Source organism: Paratissierella segnis (assembly GCF_014385195.1).
GTDB lineage: Bacteria > Bacillota > Clostridia > Tissierellales > Tissierellaceae > Paratissierella > Paratissierella segnis.
In genome coordinates this window covers 1-15,829 of the sequence record NZ_JACRTG010000015.1, presented here as the reverse complement: position 1 = coordinate 15,829, position 15,829 = coordinate 1, and the positions used below count along the sequence as shown (strand labels likewise).

12 protein-coding genes are annotated in these 15,829 nt (G+C 33.0%); all 12 read right to left on the bottom strand.

What is annotated here, in order from left to right; translation table 11 throughout:
- Positions 1 to 18 precede the first annotated feature (18 nt).
- The 12 genes from H8707_RS15280 to H8707_RS05030 all read right to left on the bottom strand — a co-directional run bounded on the left by H8707_RS15280 (position 19) and on the right by H8707_RS05030 (position 15,410).
- The gene (locus H8707_RS15280) at positions 19 to 345 is read right to left on the bottom strand and encodes a DUF7713 domain-containing protein (protein WP_449406483.1); all 327 of its coding nucleotides are present in this window, start codon (positions 343 to 345) and stop codon (positions 19 to 21) included.
- Positions 341 to 946 carry a UPF0489 family protein gene (locus tag H8707_RS05080; protein ID WP_262429082.1) on the bottom strand — a complete coding sequence of 202 codons (606 nt, stop codon included), beginning with the start codon at positions 944 to 946 and terminating at the stop codon, positions 341 to 343. The genes H8707_RS15280 and H8707_RS05080 overlap by 5 nt, the downstream gene beginning before the upstream one ends.
- A 46-nt stretch (positions 947 to 992) precedes the next feature.
- Positions 993 to 1,487 (bottom strand): hypothetical protein, encoded by a 495-nt coding sequence (locus tag H8707_RS05075; protein WP_262429056.1) that lies wholly within the window; start codon positions 1,485 to 1,487, stop codon positions 993 to 995.
- Between the two features lie 56 nt (positions 1,488 to 1,543).
- Positions 1,544 to 4,531 carry a type I restriction endonuclease subunit R gene (locus tag H8707_RS05070; protein WP_262429055.1) on the bottom strand — a complete coding sequence of 996 codons (2,988 nt, stop codon included), beginning with the start codon at positions 4,529 to 4,531 and terminating at the stop codon, positions 1,544 to 1,546.
- Positions 4,532 to 4,547: 16 nt separating this feature from the next.
- Entirely contained in the window at positions 4,548 to 6,383 is a 1,836-nt protein-coding gene (locus tag H8707_RS05065) for a DUF262 domain-containing protein (RefSeq protein ID WP_262429054.1), read from the bottom strand.
- Positions 6,380 to 7,702 carry a restriction endonuclease subunit S gene (locus H8707_RS05060; RefSeq protein WP_262429053.1) on the bottom strand — a complete coding sequence of 441 codons (1,323 nt, stop codon included), beginning with the start codon at positions 7,700 to 7,702 and terminating at the stop codon, positions 6,380 to 6,382. The genes H8707_RS05065 and H8707_RS05060 overlap by 4 nt, the downstream gene beginning before the upstream one ends.
- Positions 7,699 to 9,717, bottom strand: coding sequence for a type I restriction-modification system subunit M (locus H8707_RS05055; protein ID WP_262429052.1), 2,019 nt, complete (start codon positions 9,715 to 9,717; stop codon positions 7,699 to 7,701). Before H8707_RS05055 ends, H8707_RS05060 begins: the two co-directional genes overlap by 4 nt.
- A 190-nt stretch (positions 9,718 to 9,907) precedes the next feature.
- On the bottom strand, positions 9,908 to 11,611 hold the full coding sequence (locus H8707_RS05050; RefSeq protein WP_262429051.1) for a hypothetical protein: 1,704 nt from the start codon (positions 11,609 to 11,611) through the stop codon (positions 9,908 to 9,910).
- A gap of 324 nt (positions 11,612 to 11,935) precedes the next feature.
- A complete protein-coding gene (locus H8707_RS05045; protein ID WP_262429050.1) occupies positions 11,936 to 12,766 on the bottom strand; it encodes a hypothetical protein in 831 nt (276 codons plus the stop codon).
- A 254-nt stretch (positions 12,767 to 13,020) separates the two neighbouring features.
- Positions 13,021 to 13,332 (bottom strand): hypothetical protein, encoded by a 312-nt coding sequence (locus H8707_RS05040; RefSeq protein WP_052221634.1) that lies wholly within the window; start codon positions 13,330 to 13,332, stop codon positions 13,021 to 13,023.
- A 704-nt stretch (positions 13,333 to 14,036) separates the two neighbouring features.
- Positions 14,037 to 14,912, bottom strand: coding sequence for a GGDEF domain-containing protein (locus H8707_RS05035; protein WP_262429049.1), 876 nt, complete (start codon positions 14,910 to 14,912; stop codon positions 14,037 to 14,039).
- A 204-nt stretch (positions 14,913 to 15,116) separates the two neighbouring features.
- Positions 15,117 to 15,410: a stage V sporulation protein S gene (locus tag H8707_RS05030; protein ID WP_262429048.1), complete on the bottom strand. Its 294-nt coding sequence runs from the start codon at positions 15,408 to 15,410 to the stop codon at positions 15,117 to 15,119.
- Positions 15,411 to 15,829 lie beyond the last annotated feature (419 nt).

The following is a 15,829-nucleotide window of genomic DNA, read 5'->3' as shown; positions in this document are numbered from 1 at the left end:
CTAAACCCAATATTTCTCCTACTCAGTAGGTTCTATAATTTCTAATTTAAAATTCCATCCTTCACAAGACATCATCATTCTACCTAGTTCTTTCAGGCTATATTCCTGTCCGTCTATAATAAATTTTGGTGTTCTATCGTCGTATCTATCATCCCATTCAATACGCCCTTCTACTAGATTATCTTTAAAAGAGATAAGTTCATACCCTTGGAATACTTCTCTTTTTATGTACTTTTGTGATAATCCTTTTTTTATCTTTTCATAAAGCCTCTTTAAAGCATCATTTGAATCTTCTTCAAACTCTTGATGTATTTCAAAGGAATATCCTACTTTATCTTCCTCAATAAATTCTATAGTCTCCCAACATATACCTGTGGGGTGAATCTTCTTTCTTATTGGGATTGATAGACTTGGCAGTTCGAAAAAAATCTAAATCAATATCTAATATGTAATTTGGGTGATAATCTACAGGAATCTCATTAAGACAAATAGATAAATCATCATCTTCAATACAATTATCCGATAGAATTCGTTCATAGTTATTATCCTGAGCCATTCCCAAATACTTATTATAAAAGTCTTTAGGTATATAGTAAATTTTATCATTTTCAGGGTCGTATTTATCATCAACACATTCAAAACTTATAACAAAAGCCTTCGATATAATACCTTTTTTCGTAGCAAAATCAATATGTTCATCATTGTTTAATTTCTTTATAAATGATAAATCATCGATATTAGAATCCTGAAGCATATCAATAGCCATTTGATTGGCTTTATCAAAGTCATAAGTATGTCCTGTATTTTCACATTTGTCACAGCAATAATATCTAAATGCTAGTAAAGTATCTGTATGCTGGTCCAGTGTAATAAGCACTGGCAGAAATAGTTCCCTCTTATAATAATCTATCCAATGCTTTAAAACATACTGATGTTGCTCTTCTATAAATACTTTTTTACCTTTTATATTTTTATATATAATAATCCCCCTCTCATTGATAAATTCTAGTAATAATAATCTTCTTTATATTTTCAAGAAAAATTTCATCTGGATACCACACTTCCGTATATGGTATATAAACTTCCCTATAACCTACTTCATTTCTTGCTGCACCATTTTCAATAAGATTGCAATATAATTCTTTCTTCAAAATCAAGTAAACAACTTTATTTTGAAATTGAGTTGGATGTAAAAAATAATATTTATCCAAAGTATCATAAATAATTTCTTCTGCTTTATTCCTTAGGTCAAATAAACAAATATAGCCTCTTTTCCTTCCATAACTATTCTCAGATTGTGAGTATGAGTACTTGAATTTTTTATCAGCATTTGAAATCACTTTACCATCCTTTAATATCTGACAAAAATTTTCTACAGAGGTAACATGGAAAACCTCATTTTTAAGTAACGGTACAATGTCAGATTCAAGGCGTGAACTATGAATATCGATATATGTAATCTTTTTTGATATTTTACATCTTTCCATAGCCACGCCCCTATCTATTAAAGTAATTTTGTACGGTTTTTCCTCAATAAAATTAACTACTCCCTGTTGTTTAACTTCTCATAAGTCTCAGCCAGCATATACTCCATTAGGGCATTCTTGAACTGCTCATCATCCAAAACACGGGTAAAGAATGATTGGTTCTGGTCCATCCTATCAATAACTTTATTAATAAAAACTTTTTCAAAAGCAAACCTAAAATCATCAATGGTATTTGTTTTAGCCTTTTGAACCAAATCCTCATCAGTAGCAAAATCCTCTTTAATCTGCTCCACAGATAACTGGTCGGCTTTTGTAAAGTCTGTTCCAAACCGATTATTAAGTCGCTCAATAATACTTGAGAGATATTCTTCCTGTTCTTCTTTTACCCCTGTCCCTGCGAATTTTACAGGTGTAACTGGTACATTTTCATCATCAGAAGTTAGAGAAATACTTCCTTCAAATGTCTTCTTGGTAGTATAATACTCCAAAGCAATCTCATCTGCTAGGTGAATAGTAGAACCTTTTTCCTTTGGCAGTTTTTTAAGCAGATATGTCAAGTATACATATAATTTATGGAGTTCTACATCCTCAAAGGGCGTGATTTGAAGGATGAAGGAATAAAGCCTTATGAATTTCGTTGCTTGGCTACTAAAATCCTCTTTATGCTGTTCATCCAACTTTTTAAACCTTTCTATGGCTATATCTATCAAGTGGTTTAATATTGCCCTGTCTGAAGAAGTCTTTTTTTCCTTATGTCTAAAGTATATATGAATAAACCTATCCAGTTCTTCTTTTAAATACACGCCAGAGGCATTTAACATAGTTTCAATATCATAAAGAAGATTGGGCTCTGTCACTTCTTCCACGATAGTTGCCTGATAGTAGGGTTTGAAGGCCTCCTGAATATCCTCTGCCTTATTTACAAAGTCGAGGATAAAAGTATCATCTTTTCCCCCACAGGTTCTGTTAAGTCTTGATAAAGTCTGTACTGCTTTAACCCCCGACAACTTTTTGTCTACATACATGGTATGTAAAAGGGGCTGGTCAAAGCCTGTCTGATACTTTTCCGCAACTAGCAGCACTTGATATTCATCAGTGGCAAAGCAGTCTGGAAGTTCAGACTCCTTAAATTTATTCATACCACTTTCAGTATGGTCTACTCCATCATCCTTTACAGTTCCTGAAAAGGCTACTAGGGTTTTCATATCTTTATAGCCTTTCTTTTTGATATATTCATCAAAAGCATGCTTATATCGTACAGCATGAAGCCTAGAACTGGTCACAACCATTGCCTTAGCCCTTCCCCCTATCTTATGCCTGGTTACGTTTCTAAAGTGTTCCACCATGATTTCAGTCTTTTGGGCGATGTTATGGGGATGAAGACTAACATATCTTGTAAGTGCTTTTGTGGCCTTAGCCTTGTCAAAAGCAGGGTCATCTTCTATTTTCTTTGCCAATTTAAAGTAGGTTTCATATGTAACATAGTTTTGAAGTACATCCAGTATAAATCCTTCTTCAATTGCCTGCCTCATAGAATATAAATGGAAGGGATGGGGCAGTCCATCTTCACCTATAGTTCCAAACATTTCAAGAGTTTTGGCCTTTGGTGTTGCCGTAAAGGCAAAGAAACTGATATTTGGCTGTTTTCCCCTTTTCTTTATAACTTTTAATATCTCTTCATCCGGGTCGTATTCTTTGCCTTCCAACTCTTCATCTAGTTTTGCTGCTTCTTCAAGACTACTTGCTGACAGTACTTCTCTTAAAGAAGCCATATTCTCTCCTGCACTGCTGGAATGGGCTTCGTCTATAATTACTGCATATTTACGATTTTCTAACTCCCCAACCTTTTCAATAATAAAGGGGAATTTTTGTAGGGTAGAAATAATAATTCTCGTTCCTCCTTGGATGGCATCAGCCAATTGATTGGAATCTTTATCTATTTTTTCAACAACCCCATGTTTATGCTCTAACTGATAAATGCTGTCCTGTAATTGCCTGTCTAAAACCCTTCTATCGGTAATAACAATCACTGAATCAAATACAGGATTATCTTCATCATCATGAAGGTTAGCAAGCCTATGGGCAAGCCAAGAAATAGAGTTGGTTTTCCCTGAACCTGCACTGTGCTGTATAAGATAATTTGTTCCTGCCCCCTTCTCTTTTGCACCGGCTTCCAGCTTTCTTACTGCATCCAATTGATGATATCTTGGAAATATGACCTTTTCTGATGTATATGTGTTTCCGTCTATATCCTTCTTTTCTTGGATCTCTATAAATACAAACTTCTTCAATATATCCATCAGGCTATCCTTTTGAAGTATCTTTTCCCAAAGGTAAGCAGTTTTAAGGCTATCAGGATTGTCGGGATTTCCGCATCCTCCATCACGCCCCTTATTAAAGGGTAAGAAGAAAGTCTTATCCCCTGAAAGCCTTGTAGCCATATAGGCCTCTTGAGTATCTACTGCAAAGAATACAATGGCTCTTTTCTTGAACTGAAATAATAGTTCATTAGGGCTTCTATCTTTCTTGAATTGTATAATTGCATCTTCATAAGTTTGACCAGTAAAAGGATTTTTAAGTTCAAGTACAACAACTGGAAGTCCATTGATACAGATAAGAATATCAATGCTATTTTCATTTTTAGTGCTATAGCGTACTTGCCTAGTAACAGATATGCAGTTCTTTTCATAAAATTCAACTGTTTTTTCATTTAATTTACTAGCAGGTTTAAAATAAGCAAGGTCTAAATATACGCCATAGTCCTTAATCCCATGCCTTAATATATCAACCATACCTCGGTTGTTAAGTTCCCGATTTAATCGGCTTAGCACCTTAAATTGATACTGATTCTTATAGATTTCTCTTAATCTTTCCATTTTCTTGGGCTGAGTATCCTCTAAGAAGTCAAATAGGATTTTTGTGTCAAGGGCAAACTCTTTGTTATAGTCATTAGGATTACCCCTAACATATCCAGATTTTAAAAGATGTTCTTCAACATATTCTTCAAAGCCCTTTTCTGAAAGTTCCACTGGAGTTTTAGCCATTTTTCTCACTTCCTTACTAACTATTTGTTAATACATCAATTTCATTTACACCCCATATCTTCTTACATATCTCTTTATAGAGAGATTGCCTTTCAATGAATTCTATCTTATCAAATTTAACATATGGCTTAAAAGGTAACTGTGTATTATTCATAAACCGTAAAAACAACGGATTATTTTGATAACAGTTCTGATTTAAAGTTCGAGCCAATAGGTTTTCACTGTCATACTTGATTACCTTCTTACTGTATTCCATGTCCTGCAAACTTCTATTTTTATCTTTAGGAAGTATTAATAGTCCCCCGAATCTATTTCTAAAGTCCTTAAACTCTTCTTCTGTTGAAAAATCAACTTGATGATTTCCTTGGGTGTAATCATCAGCCCAAATATGCTCTATATCGTAGGGGTTTTTTTGTTCTCTATTTACATAGTCGGCAAAATTGCTGTTGATACCGCTTTGCTCCTCTAAATAATAGGTCATTCTCGAGAGAATATGGAGCATATATCTTCTTGTAAACTGATTTAAATATAAACCATCAATTCCATCAAGAGTATATCCCATATCACTTATGTAATCTTTTAATAATACTGCCAACTCTTGTATGTCCTTATTACGTATCATTTTTGTAATATTGAATACTGTATATTTAATTGAAGAGTAATCTACCGTCTTAAAATTAAAAATCCTGATTGAGATAAACTGGTCAATAAAACAGGAAACCATTTTAATTTTCTTATTAATAACATCCTGTGTATCGTCACTTTTTATAGCCGATAATATAATTTGGTACTGCAGCGTAAACCCTCTATCTGCATTATAAAATACATGCTCATAATCCTTATTAAACTTACGGGAGTATTCCTTTAAGCGAATGTAAATATCAGCATACATGTTGAAATTTTTAAGGACAAAATTTTCAAAATCTGCGCTGGTGTTTAAGCCCACAATAGATTTATTTTCCCGAACCCATTTGTGAAATGTTGTTCCGATAATATCAAAGTCTTTATTTTCTGCTTCTTTCTTACCTTCTCTGATAGTTTCTGCATATTGAGCCCTTAACCAGTTCTTTATGAAGTCTGCGTCTCCATCCTTTTCAATTTCCTTTAACTGTATGACTTTGTTCTTCCATAAGTCATTTGCCTTATTTCTGATAGTATTATCATCCATCTCCGAAAGAAGGTATCCCTTTAACATTTCCGTAGGAGTAAGCCTTAGTCCCCTATCATTCATGGTTACAAAAACCTTATGGGCATCCTGCTCCGAATCAGTCCTTATCTGCACTAAAGATACATTATCGATTAGCCATTCAATAAATACTGGAAGAGGACTTTCTTTTAATTCATCAGGAAAAATCCGTTCAATATCTTTATACCTATTGTAAAGGTTAAGGACACTTTCTGATTGCTCATTGGTAGTATCATAATCCCCTGTCTCAAACAGAGATGCTAAGCATCCTTCCCTTTCAGGTACATTGATACAAAAGGTCTTTTGGCCATACATTTCAGAGTAAATCAGATTATCAATGTTTACTTTAGGCCAAGAATTCTGCTGTTTTTGAAGATTGTTTAGGTAAATGAGAAGCAACGTTAATGACGATAACCTCTGCTGTCCATCTATAATTGCATTATCATTTGTAAGGATAATGGGACCTAAAAAGTAATCCCCATAATTCCTTACATCCATCTGCCTATCCTCATCTTTATAGAACTCATTAAACTCGTTGGTTAAGTCTTCTATCAATTCTTCAATCTGCTTAGTTTCCCAATTATATTCTCTTTGGTAATACTGAACCGTATATTTATTATTTAACAGATTGCGAATATTCCCCGCATGGGCTGTTATCTTATTCATTCATTAATCACCTCGCTCATATTCTCAAATTCCCTCACATCAACTTTACCTGTTACTGCTTCAGAAATGAGGGACTGACGGTATTCTTTGAGTTTTTGGATTTGTGTACTTATATCAGATATTAAATCATCCATATTATTTGTCAGTTTAATCAAATATTCAACAATCTCTTCTTGCTCCTTAATATTAGGCAAAGGAACTTTTAAATTGCCAATAAAATCCCAACTTGCACGTGGCATTTTTGCTCCATATGTTGATGAATTAACTACATCAATAAATATCGGCGACAGCATAAATAAGTATAAGTACTCTGGCAACATATTAGAAGCAGTTCTTAACACAAGAAGTTCCGATGTGCATCTCCCATTAAAATCTGCAACAATACATTTGGCCAGATAAGGTCTTAATTTCCCAAATAATACATCGCCCTTTCTAAAAATATTCGCTGTCTCTCCAACTGCTTGTTGTTCATCGTTGTTATTCGTTAATAACTTTCCGGTTTTCGACTCAATACTTTCCAGCCCCACATAAGTTTTATCATTGTCACCATCACTTGCTTTTACATTTCTTATATTTGATAAATATTTTATTCTTCGTATATCCCAATGCTCCGGTATCTCCCCTATCCACTCAATCCCTGAATCCTTCATCCTAACACTTGAATTAAGCCCTTTGGTAACAGCCTCAGTTATAATCGCCTGCCGCTTTTCCTGTAATAGTTCAATTAATTTTTCCTTATCAGTAATTAAAGCATCTATCTCGGCAGTTTTTTCATAAAGAAAATTGGCAATGGCTTTTTGTTCGTTCATTGAAGGTGTCAATAATTCAACCATCGACAAACTGCTATTTGATAATTCCATAAAAGTAGTCCCTTGCCCCAAAGCATTTAAATAAAAACTTATACTATATATCCAATAATAAAAATACTCGTGATTGATTACTTTAGTAGAAACTAAACTCTTACAACCTTGATTAGTACATAAATCTACACCAGCAATAGCAACATAGCCTATTGGTGCCCTTGTAGAAATAATAATACTGTTCATTGGCACTTTCTTTGCTGAACAATTACATAATCCATCTTCAGTAATCTTTCTTTCAGAATCCTTTATATAAACCTCAGTTAATTTACTTAAATCATTTGGTGTTATCCAAACAATTTCTCCATTCCAATAATTTTCTTCTGAACTGCTAGGTGTTCCTCCATTGACAATTTTAAATACTCTCTTTAGAGGTGTTACCTCCCACTCCTCAGGTATCTCACCTATCCACTCAACACCAGAATCCTTATACCTCTCATATCTTCTATACTTTCTCATTCACCCATCACCTTCTTCAACCTTGCCTGAATACTCTCCTCAAGTTCCTTAATCTCCTTTGCTATCTCTTCGGAAGGCCTTAGAGGCTCATATTTATAAAAGTGCCTTGTAAACGGTATTTCATATCCGATTTTAGTCTTACTTTCGTCTATCCAGGCATCAGGAACATGAGGTTTTACTTCCCGTTCAAAGTATTCATGAATATCCTCTTTCAACGGTACATTCTCAGTATCTCTTAAGTCTGAATCTGGCTCTGGGTTACCCTTACTATCCATACAAATATCTGCTGTTTCATCCTTTTCAGATAAGGCAGATAATATAGCCTTTAATAGAGGGCTGTTCAAATTAATATCTGCTACTTTAAAAATCTTTTTAAGTACCTTGGTAAAGGTATCCCTATTTTTATAAAGAACATTAGCGTCCATTGTTTGTAAGGTATCTATTATTTGTCTTTGAGTTTTCTTGCCTTCCTCTATTTCTTGAAGCCCTGCTGCACCTTTCTTCCTGGATTCAGCAAGTTTCTTAAAAGCCGTTTCATTATATAAATTATTAATTCTCTCTTCAGTTACTTGGAAGTTAAGCCTTAAGGGTCTCTCCACTACTATCTTCTGGTATCCAAAATCCTCGTTATCAAAAATTTTGCAGTACTCATTTTCTTTAAAATCCCCATATATCCTCGTAATTTCTTTTATCTGTTCCTCATTGATTTCATTTCTCTTGTTTCCAAGGCTCTTTCTCATTTTCTGATAGAAATCTACTGCATTGACCAATTGTATTTTTCCTGTCCTTACAGGACCTTTCATTAGGTCATTGTTCTTACGGTTGGTTACTATCCAAATATAAGTAGAAATGCCTGTGTTATAAAATAACTGGTCGGGCAGTGCAATAATCCCTTCCAACATATCATTTTCAATTATCCATCGCCTTATCTCTGATTCTCCTGAACCTGCATCTCCAGTGAATAATGGTGAACCATTAAAGATAATGGCAATACGGCTGCCTTTTTCATCTTGCCTCATTTTAGATATTAAGTGCTGTAAAAACAAAAGAGAACCATCCGATATTCTGGGAAGACCCGCACCAAATCTGCCATCAAACCCATCTTTCTCATATTCTTCACGAATAAATTTCTCTGCTTTTTTCCATTCCACACCAAATGGGGGATTAGTAAGCATGTACCTAAAAGTTGTACCCCTGTGTCCATCCTCTGTAAAACTGTCTCCTAAGATGATGTTATCTGCATTTTGCCCTTTTATAAGCATGTCGGATTTGCAGATACTAAAGGATTGGGGATTTATCTCCTGACCAAACAATTCTACTTGTATTCCAGGATTTAATTCTTTCAAATGCTGCTCTGTAACTGAAAGCATGCCTCCAGTCCCTGCACAGCAGTCGTAAACAGTTGTAACAAGCCCTGGTTGAGTCAGTTCCTCATTATCTTCGTTTAGGAGAATATTTACCATGAGCCTTATAACCTCACGAGGGGTGTAGTGGTCTCCTGCCTCTCCATGTTCAGAAAATCTTCTTATCAGTTCTTCAAATATGTATCCCATTTCTGTGTTACTTACTACATCGGGATGCAAATCTATTTTATTAAATTCAGATATCACAAGATAAAGCAGGTCATTATCATTAAGTTTTGTAATCTGCTTATCAAAATCAAAATACTCTATGATTTCCCTAGCATTCTTAGAAAAACCATTAATATAATTCCTTAAATTATTTGAGATATTATCTGGCTCTGCTAATAACTTTTCAAAATCATATTTGCTGGTATTATTGAATTCCTGACTTGAAATCCTATTTAAAACAGGGTCTACGTTTTGGAGCCCTGACTTCTTTAATGCTTCATACTTTTTAAGTACTTCCTCTTTAGTGGCTGCAAGAACACAGTCAAACCTCCTTAGTACGGCCATAGGTAGAACTACATCCCCGTATTGTTCTTTTTTATAAGGACCTCTTAAAAGTTCTGCTATACTCCATATAAAGTTAATTTTATCTTGAAAATTAATCAAATTTATCACTCCTATGTATTTTTCAATTCGGGCTTATCAAATTAGGTATTAGTATCTCATACCAAATTATATCATCTATACTTTAATATTCTATATCTTTTTAGGTTTTCCTTTGCATATTGCATCTTATATAAGATGCAATGCTATATGTAAAGAAACATGCCAAAGGCATGTAATAGTTAGTCCTTTATTATGCAATAATAGGATTTTTCAAAGACAATGCCATATAAAATAGTTCATCTAAATACAGCATCAATTTTAATGAATTTATTTCAGTGTCATAGTTAACAGCCTGTCCATGAAATATTTTGTGCCTGCTAAAATCATGTACCCCATCTGGTTTTTCGGGATTAAATCTGACATAGAATGAATCCATACAATTAAAAGCATAACTAACAATAAATCCATCTAGTTCCTTTGCTTTCTCTTTAAAATTGTCATACAAGATACCAAATTTAAATGCCGTTACATCATAATTTCCCCTCATAAAGTCCCGAATGATGCCTTCAATCATTAGTGCCCATACTGGAACTGATAGAGAATACATTTCTAATTTATGAGCATAGAAAGCATCATTAACCTTCTTTTCCCACTTATTAAAATACTCTAATTCATTCCATCCGTTTATTATCTCTTCAAGTTCTCTGCATTCATCAGATTTATAATAGTCAGATATTATTTTATCTACATCTTTCTGCTTTAGAGTTTCTTTATTTTTATAAATATAGTTTATTATTTCTATGGGAAGGGAACTAATAAACCACCATCCAAATTGGAGCATGGTTTTTGCCTTTTTATTTAAATTATCGCTAATATTTTTTCTTGCAAACAGAATTTGCTGTGTCTCCAATAAAAACGGTCTTATATTGCCAATGATATCCTGCTGCACATTTGCAAAATTAAATAACTTGTCATGATGTGTGAAGTTAAGTATTTTGTTTAATTCTGCTCCAAATACTTGCATATGGCTCTGAATGCCACTATTCATGACATTTCTAAGTGCTTCTTGACTTTCTAATGCCGTTTTAACATATTCCATGTTGATTGGCTGTAATATATCCCTTATTGCATTTATTTCAGAATAATAGTTTTTAATTGTTTCATTAACAATGCTCGTTGCTGGTGCTAATATAGGCTGCATTTCTATTATCGATTTATTTATACTCCTTTGTATCGGGTTAATAACTTCCATATATGTACCTATCATGTTCTCCATCTTACTTGCAGTAGCCGCCAATTCCATCAACGCTGAATTGCCTATAATGTTTTGATATATTGCCATATCAATCAAAGGAGGTCTTACTGTTTCTGTTATTCTACTTAGTTTTGATACTAACTCTATGCCTGGCAGTAAGTTTTTATAGCAGGCAGCAAAATCTAATTTGGGCTTTAATTGCTCTGCTACTTTTTTCATATGTTCTCTATACTTTTCTGTTTCTTTTTTATGTATCAAATAGAATTTTTGGAAGAAGTCATCTGTTTCCTCAGGTACTTCTTCGGTAAATCCTTTTAAATAGTCTGAACTATTTATTATTTCTTCTCCTACTTTTTGCAAGTCATTATCTGATAAACCCTCTATGTCGTCTAAACCAAGAATAGGGAAGTCATCTTCTTGGTAAATAACTTTTTTATTATTGTTGATTATCTTCAAAACCATTGTGCAGAATGATTTTCTATAACTTTCTGTTTCTTCAAAGGCCTTTTCATAAGCGATTGCAGCATTCATGCTATAATAAACAGGTATTTTTAATTCTCTGCCCTTCCAATTTACAGGTACCAATTTTATCGCTCTTTTATGGGCTTCTATTATATCTTCTACATTTGTTATTTTCTTTACATCTCTAGATTCTTTTTTCACAGATATCACCCTTTGTCCAAATACTGTTAATTCCATTTTACGACACGTTAACTTGTTTTTCAATGAAACTATATATTATGAACATTGCGCTCTATAACTCTTTAATTAAAGTTGATTATATGGGATATATTAGAGAAAGAGTACGTGCCTTTACTAGCATGTACTCTTCTTCAAACATCATGATAAAAATTTTTCTATATATAAAATTCGCCATATATCAGTTCTTCTTTCGCTACCTCTACTTTATTTAGGATATCAACAGTTAAATCAGGTTCGGAAACATATACATCAAATCTGTACTCTTATGATTTTTCTATGTCAATATAATATTAACAACTATCGTCCGCTATACCATCCGATTTAAATATTGTTCCATTTATATTTTATCCAATCCTCCTTCTCTCTTATTATTCTGCATATAACATTATTTTTAAAATATTGATAGCACTTTGGTCCAACCTCTTGTAAATGCCAGTAACACTGACCTCCAAAGCAATCGCTATCATCTGCTAAATAATATAGTTTGTCTTTAATTTTATATATTGGTTGTCCTAAATAGTATCCTATTAAATACTCTTTATAATTCTTATTAAAATAACTATAATAATCAAAGTCTTTTGGCATTCCTTCTTCGTCTTTAGCAAGATATTTATGAATTTCTCCTGAAAGGTTTATTTGAAATGAATCCCCTTCTCCACTAAAAATTAAGGAGTCTTCACCGTCTTTTTCATCTTTATATATTTTTGTAAAATTATCTATCGTTTTCTTAAATATGTTGTTTTTATCTTCCCAACAAGTTCTGTTAAGTATTATGTGCATTATATAGTCTATTCCGCTTGTAGAGTGATTTTCTATAAAGTTTTCTATATGACCGACTACTCCTTTATTAAATACCTTACTAATCTCATTGCTTTCTTGAATAACATATATATCTAATTCTTTTATCTCATAAAATTTAATATAATATTCGCAGTACTTAAATATAGATGCAATATTTAAGTCACAGATATAGTGTATATCATCATAATGCCATATATATTCATTTTGGACATCAAGCAAAAAAGTTTCTTTATATTCTTCCATTTCTTTAAAATCTTCTTTTGTTATTTCGTTTAATGGCTTTTTACATAAATAATGTTCAATTTTTTCTGCCGCCTTATCTGTTATTTTATAGTTTAAAAATTGTTTCATAGTAAAGACCCCTTTCTTTTAAAAAAATATATATCTTATACTAGCAGGTACTCGGGAAATCAAGTACCTGCCTTTAGTACTACACATTCCATTATTCATGACTACAAAAATAACATCTTTTGGTTTTATTACCTGGTTATATTCACTATCTTCTGGAATTAATATCGATTTTGTTTCATCTTTAGGTCCATATAGCAGGTCAGTACCCAGCCATTCCCACAAAATGCTCTCAATCCACTTTTACAGTAAATTTATTATGCTTCTTCTAATTTATCTGCAAAATACTTCTCAATTACTTCATTGCAATCATTTTTTTCAAGCCATTCATATGCTTCCTCTGGTTCTAAAGGAATAATACCTTCGGTTCCCCATCCACATCCATAACCTGACTCTCCATACTTTGATAAGGCACCACCTGAATAACACAGAAACATATTACCTTTTTTGGTTATATATAATTCTTCATGCAAATAATTAAAGTCATCATTGCCAAGACCATTCCAGTATTTGCCCAATAATTCCGCCGTTTCTGTATTATAAACTTTACGATTAATTATTTTTTTCATATTTCATTTCTCCCTTGCTTTTTGATATAATACTTATTAATAAATTTATTTTTATAAATTTCCACTGTAAAAGGGGCATTCGGCAAAATGCCTCTTTTACTTCTTTGGTACTTGGCGCCCTAATCCTTACCATAGAATCATCTCCTTTCCCGACCCTCTATTATTGAACATAACACATGTTTTTAAAAAGTAAGGTGATTTGCAAGATTTTAAAAAACTTCTTTAATAAGCCATATCTCGTTTTTCTCCCCTTCTATTTTTGAGCATAACACATGAAAAATAGGCAGGATCGATTTTATATAGGTCTTTAGTCCTATTTTTGTATGTTTTAAAGAAATTTTTTATTTTCCCTTTGCTAGTCATGCTGTTTTAAATTTGTCATTAAAAAAACTGCCTACTAAAAAAGTAGACAGTTCCTCAAAGAAAAGATGCTATGACAAAACCTGATATCGGATTTGGATTTATATTGTAATTACTATAATATCCCTATGTCAAGTTTACTTTTTACACCCTTTAACACTATATCCTTAATCCCTTAACCCTATAATTATGTATATTAGTGAAATTAGGGTAAAGGCTTAAGGCACAAGGGCTTTGGTGGGTTTCCATGCGACAAAAAAAGATGTGGGGAAATTACATAAACACTAAAAGGCAAGTACTTCCGTTCAAACGAAAATGCACTTACCTATAATTATCCTTAAATCTTATCTCCTATATTTACTATATTTCATAATAAGTTTATCTAGTTTTGTGCTTATTTCCAACAGTTCATTGTTTACTGCTACATTTGACTCCTGAACAAATTTTCTGTTTATATTGTCTGTTAGCATTTCTATTTTCTGTTTTAAATCCTTTAATTCATCCGCTATATGCTTTACTTGAGCCTTTTTTCCATTCTTCTCTTTATACAGATTGCTATCAGCCATATCAATCACCTTTTCCAGTTCGTACATAGAATCTGCGTAGGCTGAACCTGCGCTTATCTCAATATTAATATTTTCTCTTTCACATCTTTTCCCGATACTTTCCCTGATTCTATCTATTACCTTTTGAGCCGCACTTTCTTTGGTATCTGCAAGTAATATAAAAAACTCGTCCCCACAACTCCTTATTCCGATATCCTGTTTTCTAATGTTTTCCTTTATGGCTTGCCCGACAATCCTTATGGCTTTATCTCCAATCAAATGACCTTTGGTGTCATTGAGATGTTTTAGGTTATCTATATCAATAATAATTAATGTAAAGCGTTTAGGCATGGTACAACGCAACATATATGACATCAACTGTTCCCAGTAGTTTCGGTTATGCAGGCCTGTCAGGGAATCTATATACGCATAGTTTGGCTGTAATTGAATAAGAATCAAATAATATACTGCTTTATCTAAATTAACTTTATCAATAGTTACAATATGACGCATAGCCCTGTAATCAATAGTATCGTCAACAGGTAAATAGTCAGAGATATTTATAGCCTCTAAGTACTCATATGTAACATCCCTATCGATATTGCTATAGCAAACTATACTTTCTTGGTCTATCAATATACAGACTGTCTTTCCTACACTAGTAAAATTCTCCATTTCATATTCTCCTATATAAATACAAAGATAGTACATTTAAATTAGTAGATAATGATATTCGTAATGCTTTTGCTAATCAGGTTATATCTATTTTTTTAAGCATAAAAAAACACACCTCTCCTTCACTTAATTCAGTGTAAGAGAAGTGTGTCCTTCCCGACAGTATATCCACATATTACCGCATTTCAGTCACTAAAACAAGAATCAATACTTTTTCCTTTGTCCAATTATAGTCCAGCGAATGGCTGTCTTAGCAATGGTATCATGCTCATGTGTTAGTGTATCTACCTTTACATAGTAAGGCCTTATATAAAACTTGTAACCCATCTTTAGCAACCTTTCAGTAAACAAAATTAAAACTTTTACCGTCTGATAACTGGCCTTCATGCCGATACAATCGATATTTACAGCCAAGTTTTGCTTTATCTCTTCTAATGCTGCATCTACAACAGCATTGATATTGCTGTCTCCCGCAACTTTAAGCACCTTTATATTCATATCTCACATACCTCCATAAAGAATTATCTGAGGTATGATACAGGTTACTTTAAAACTATTTCAAGTTTTTTATATTGTATTACCCGCTTTGTTGTAGTCCCAACATCCCATATAAATTATGGCTCCACAAGAAGGTATGAACAATAATATCCTGAATTACAAAAATTCCTTTATTGCTCATACCCTCATCTATCTTACCAAGATTAAATAAGCATACCAAATAATAAAAAGTTCTCGTTAGTTCTAAAAAACACTTGATTTCTTAATTATTCATTTAATAACATGCATAAAACAATTAACGGAATCTCGTGGTAGAAAAGTATAGTAGTCACAGTAGTCGCTGTAGGGTTTTTCGGGGATAAATTAGTGGAATCTCGTGGTAGTAGTTGCAGTAGTCGCAGTAGTTGCTGTTGAAAAAG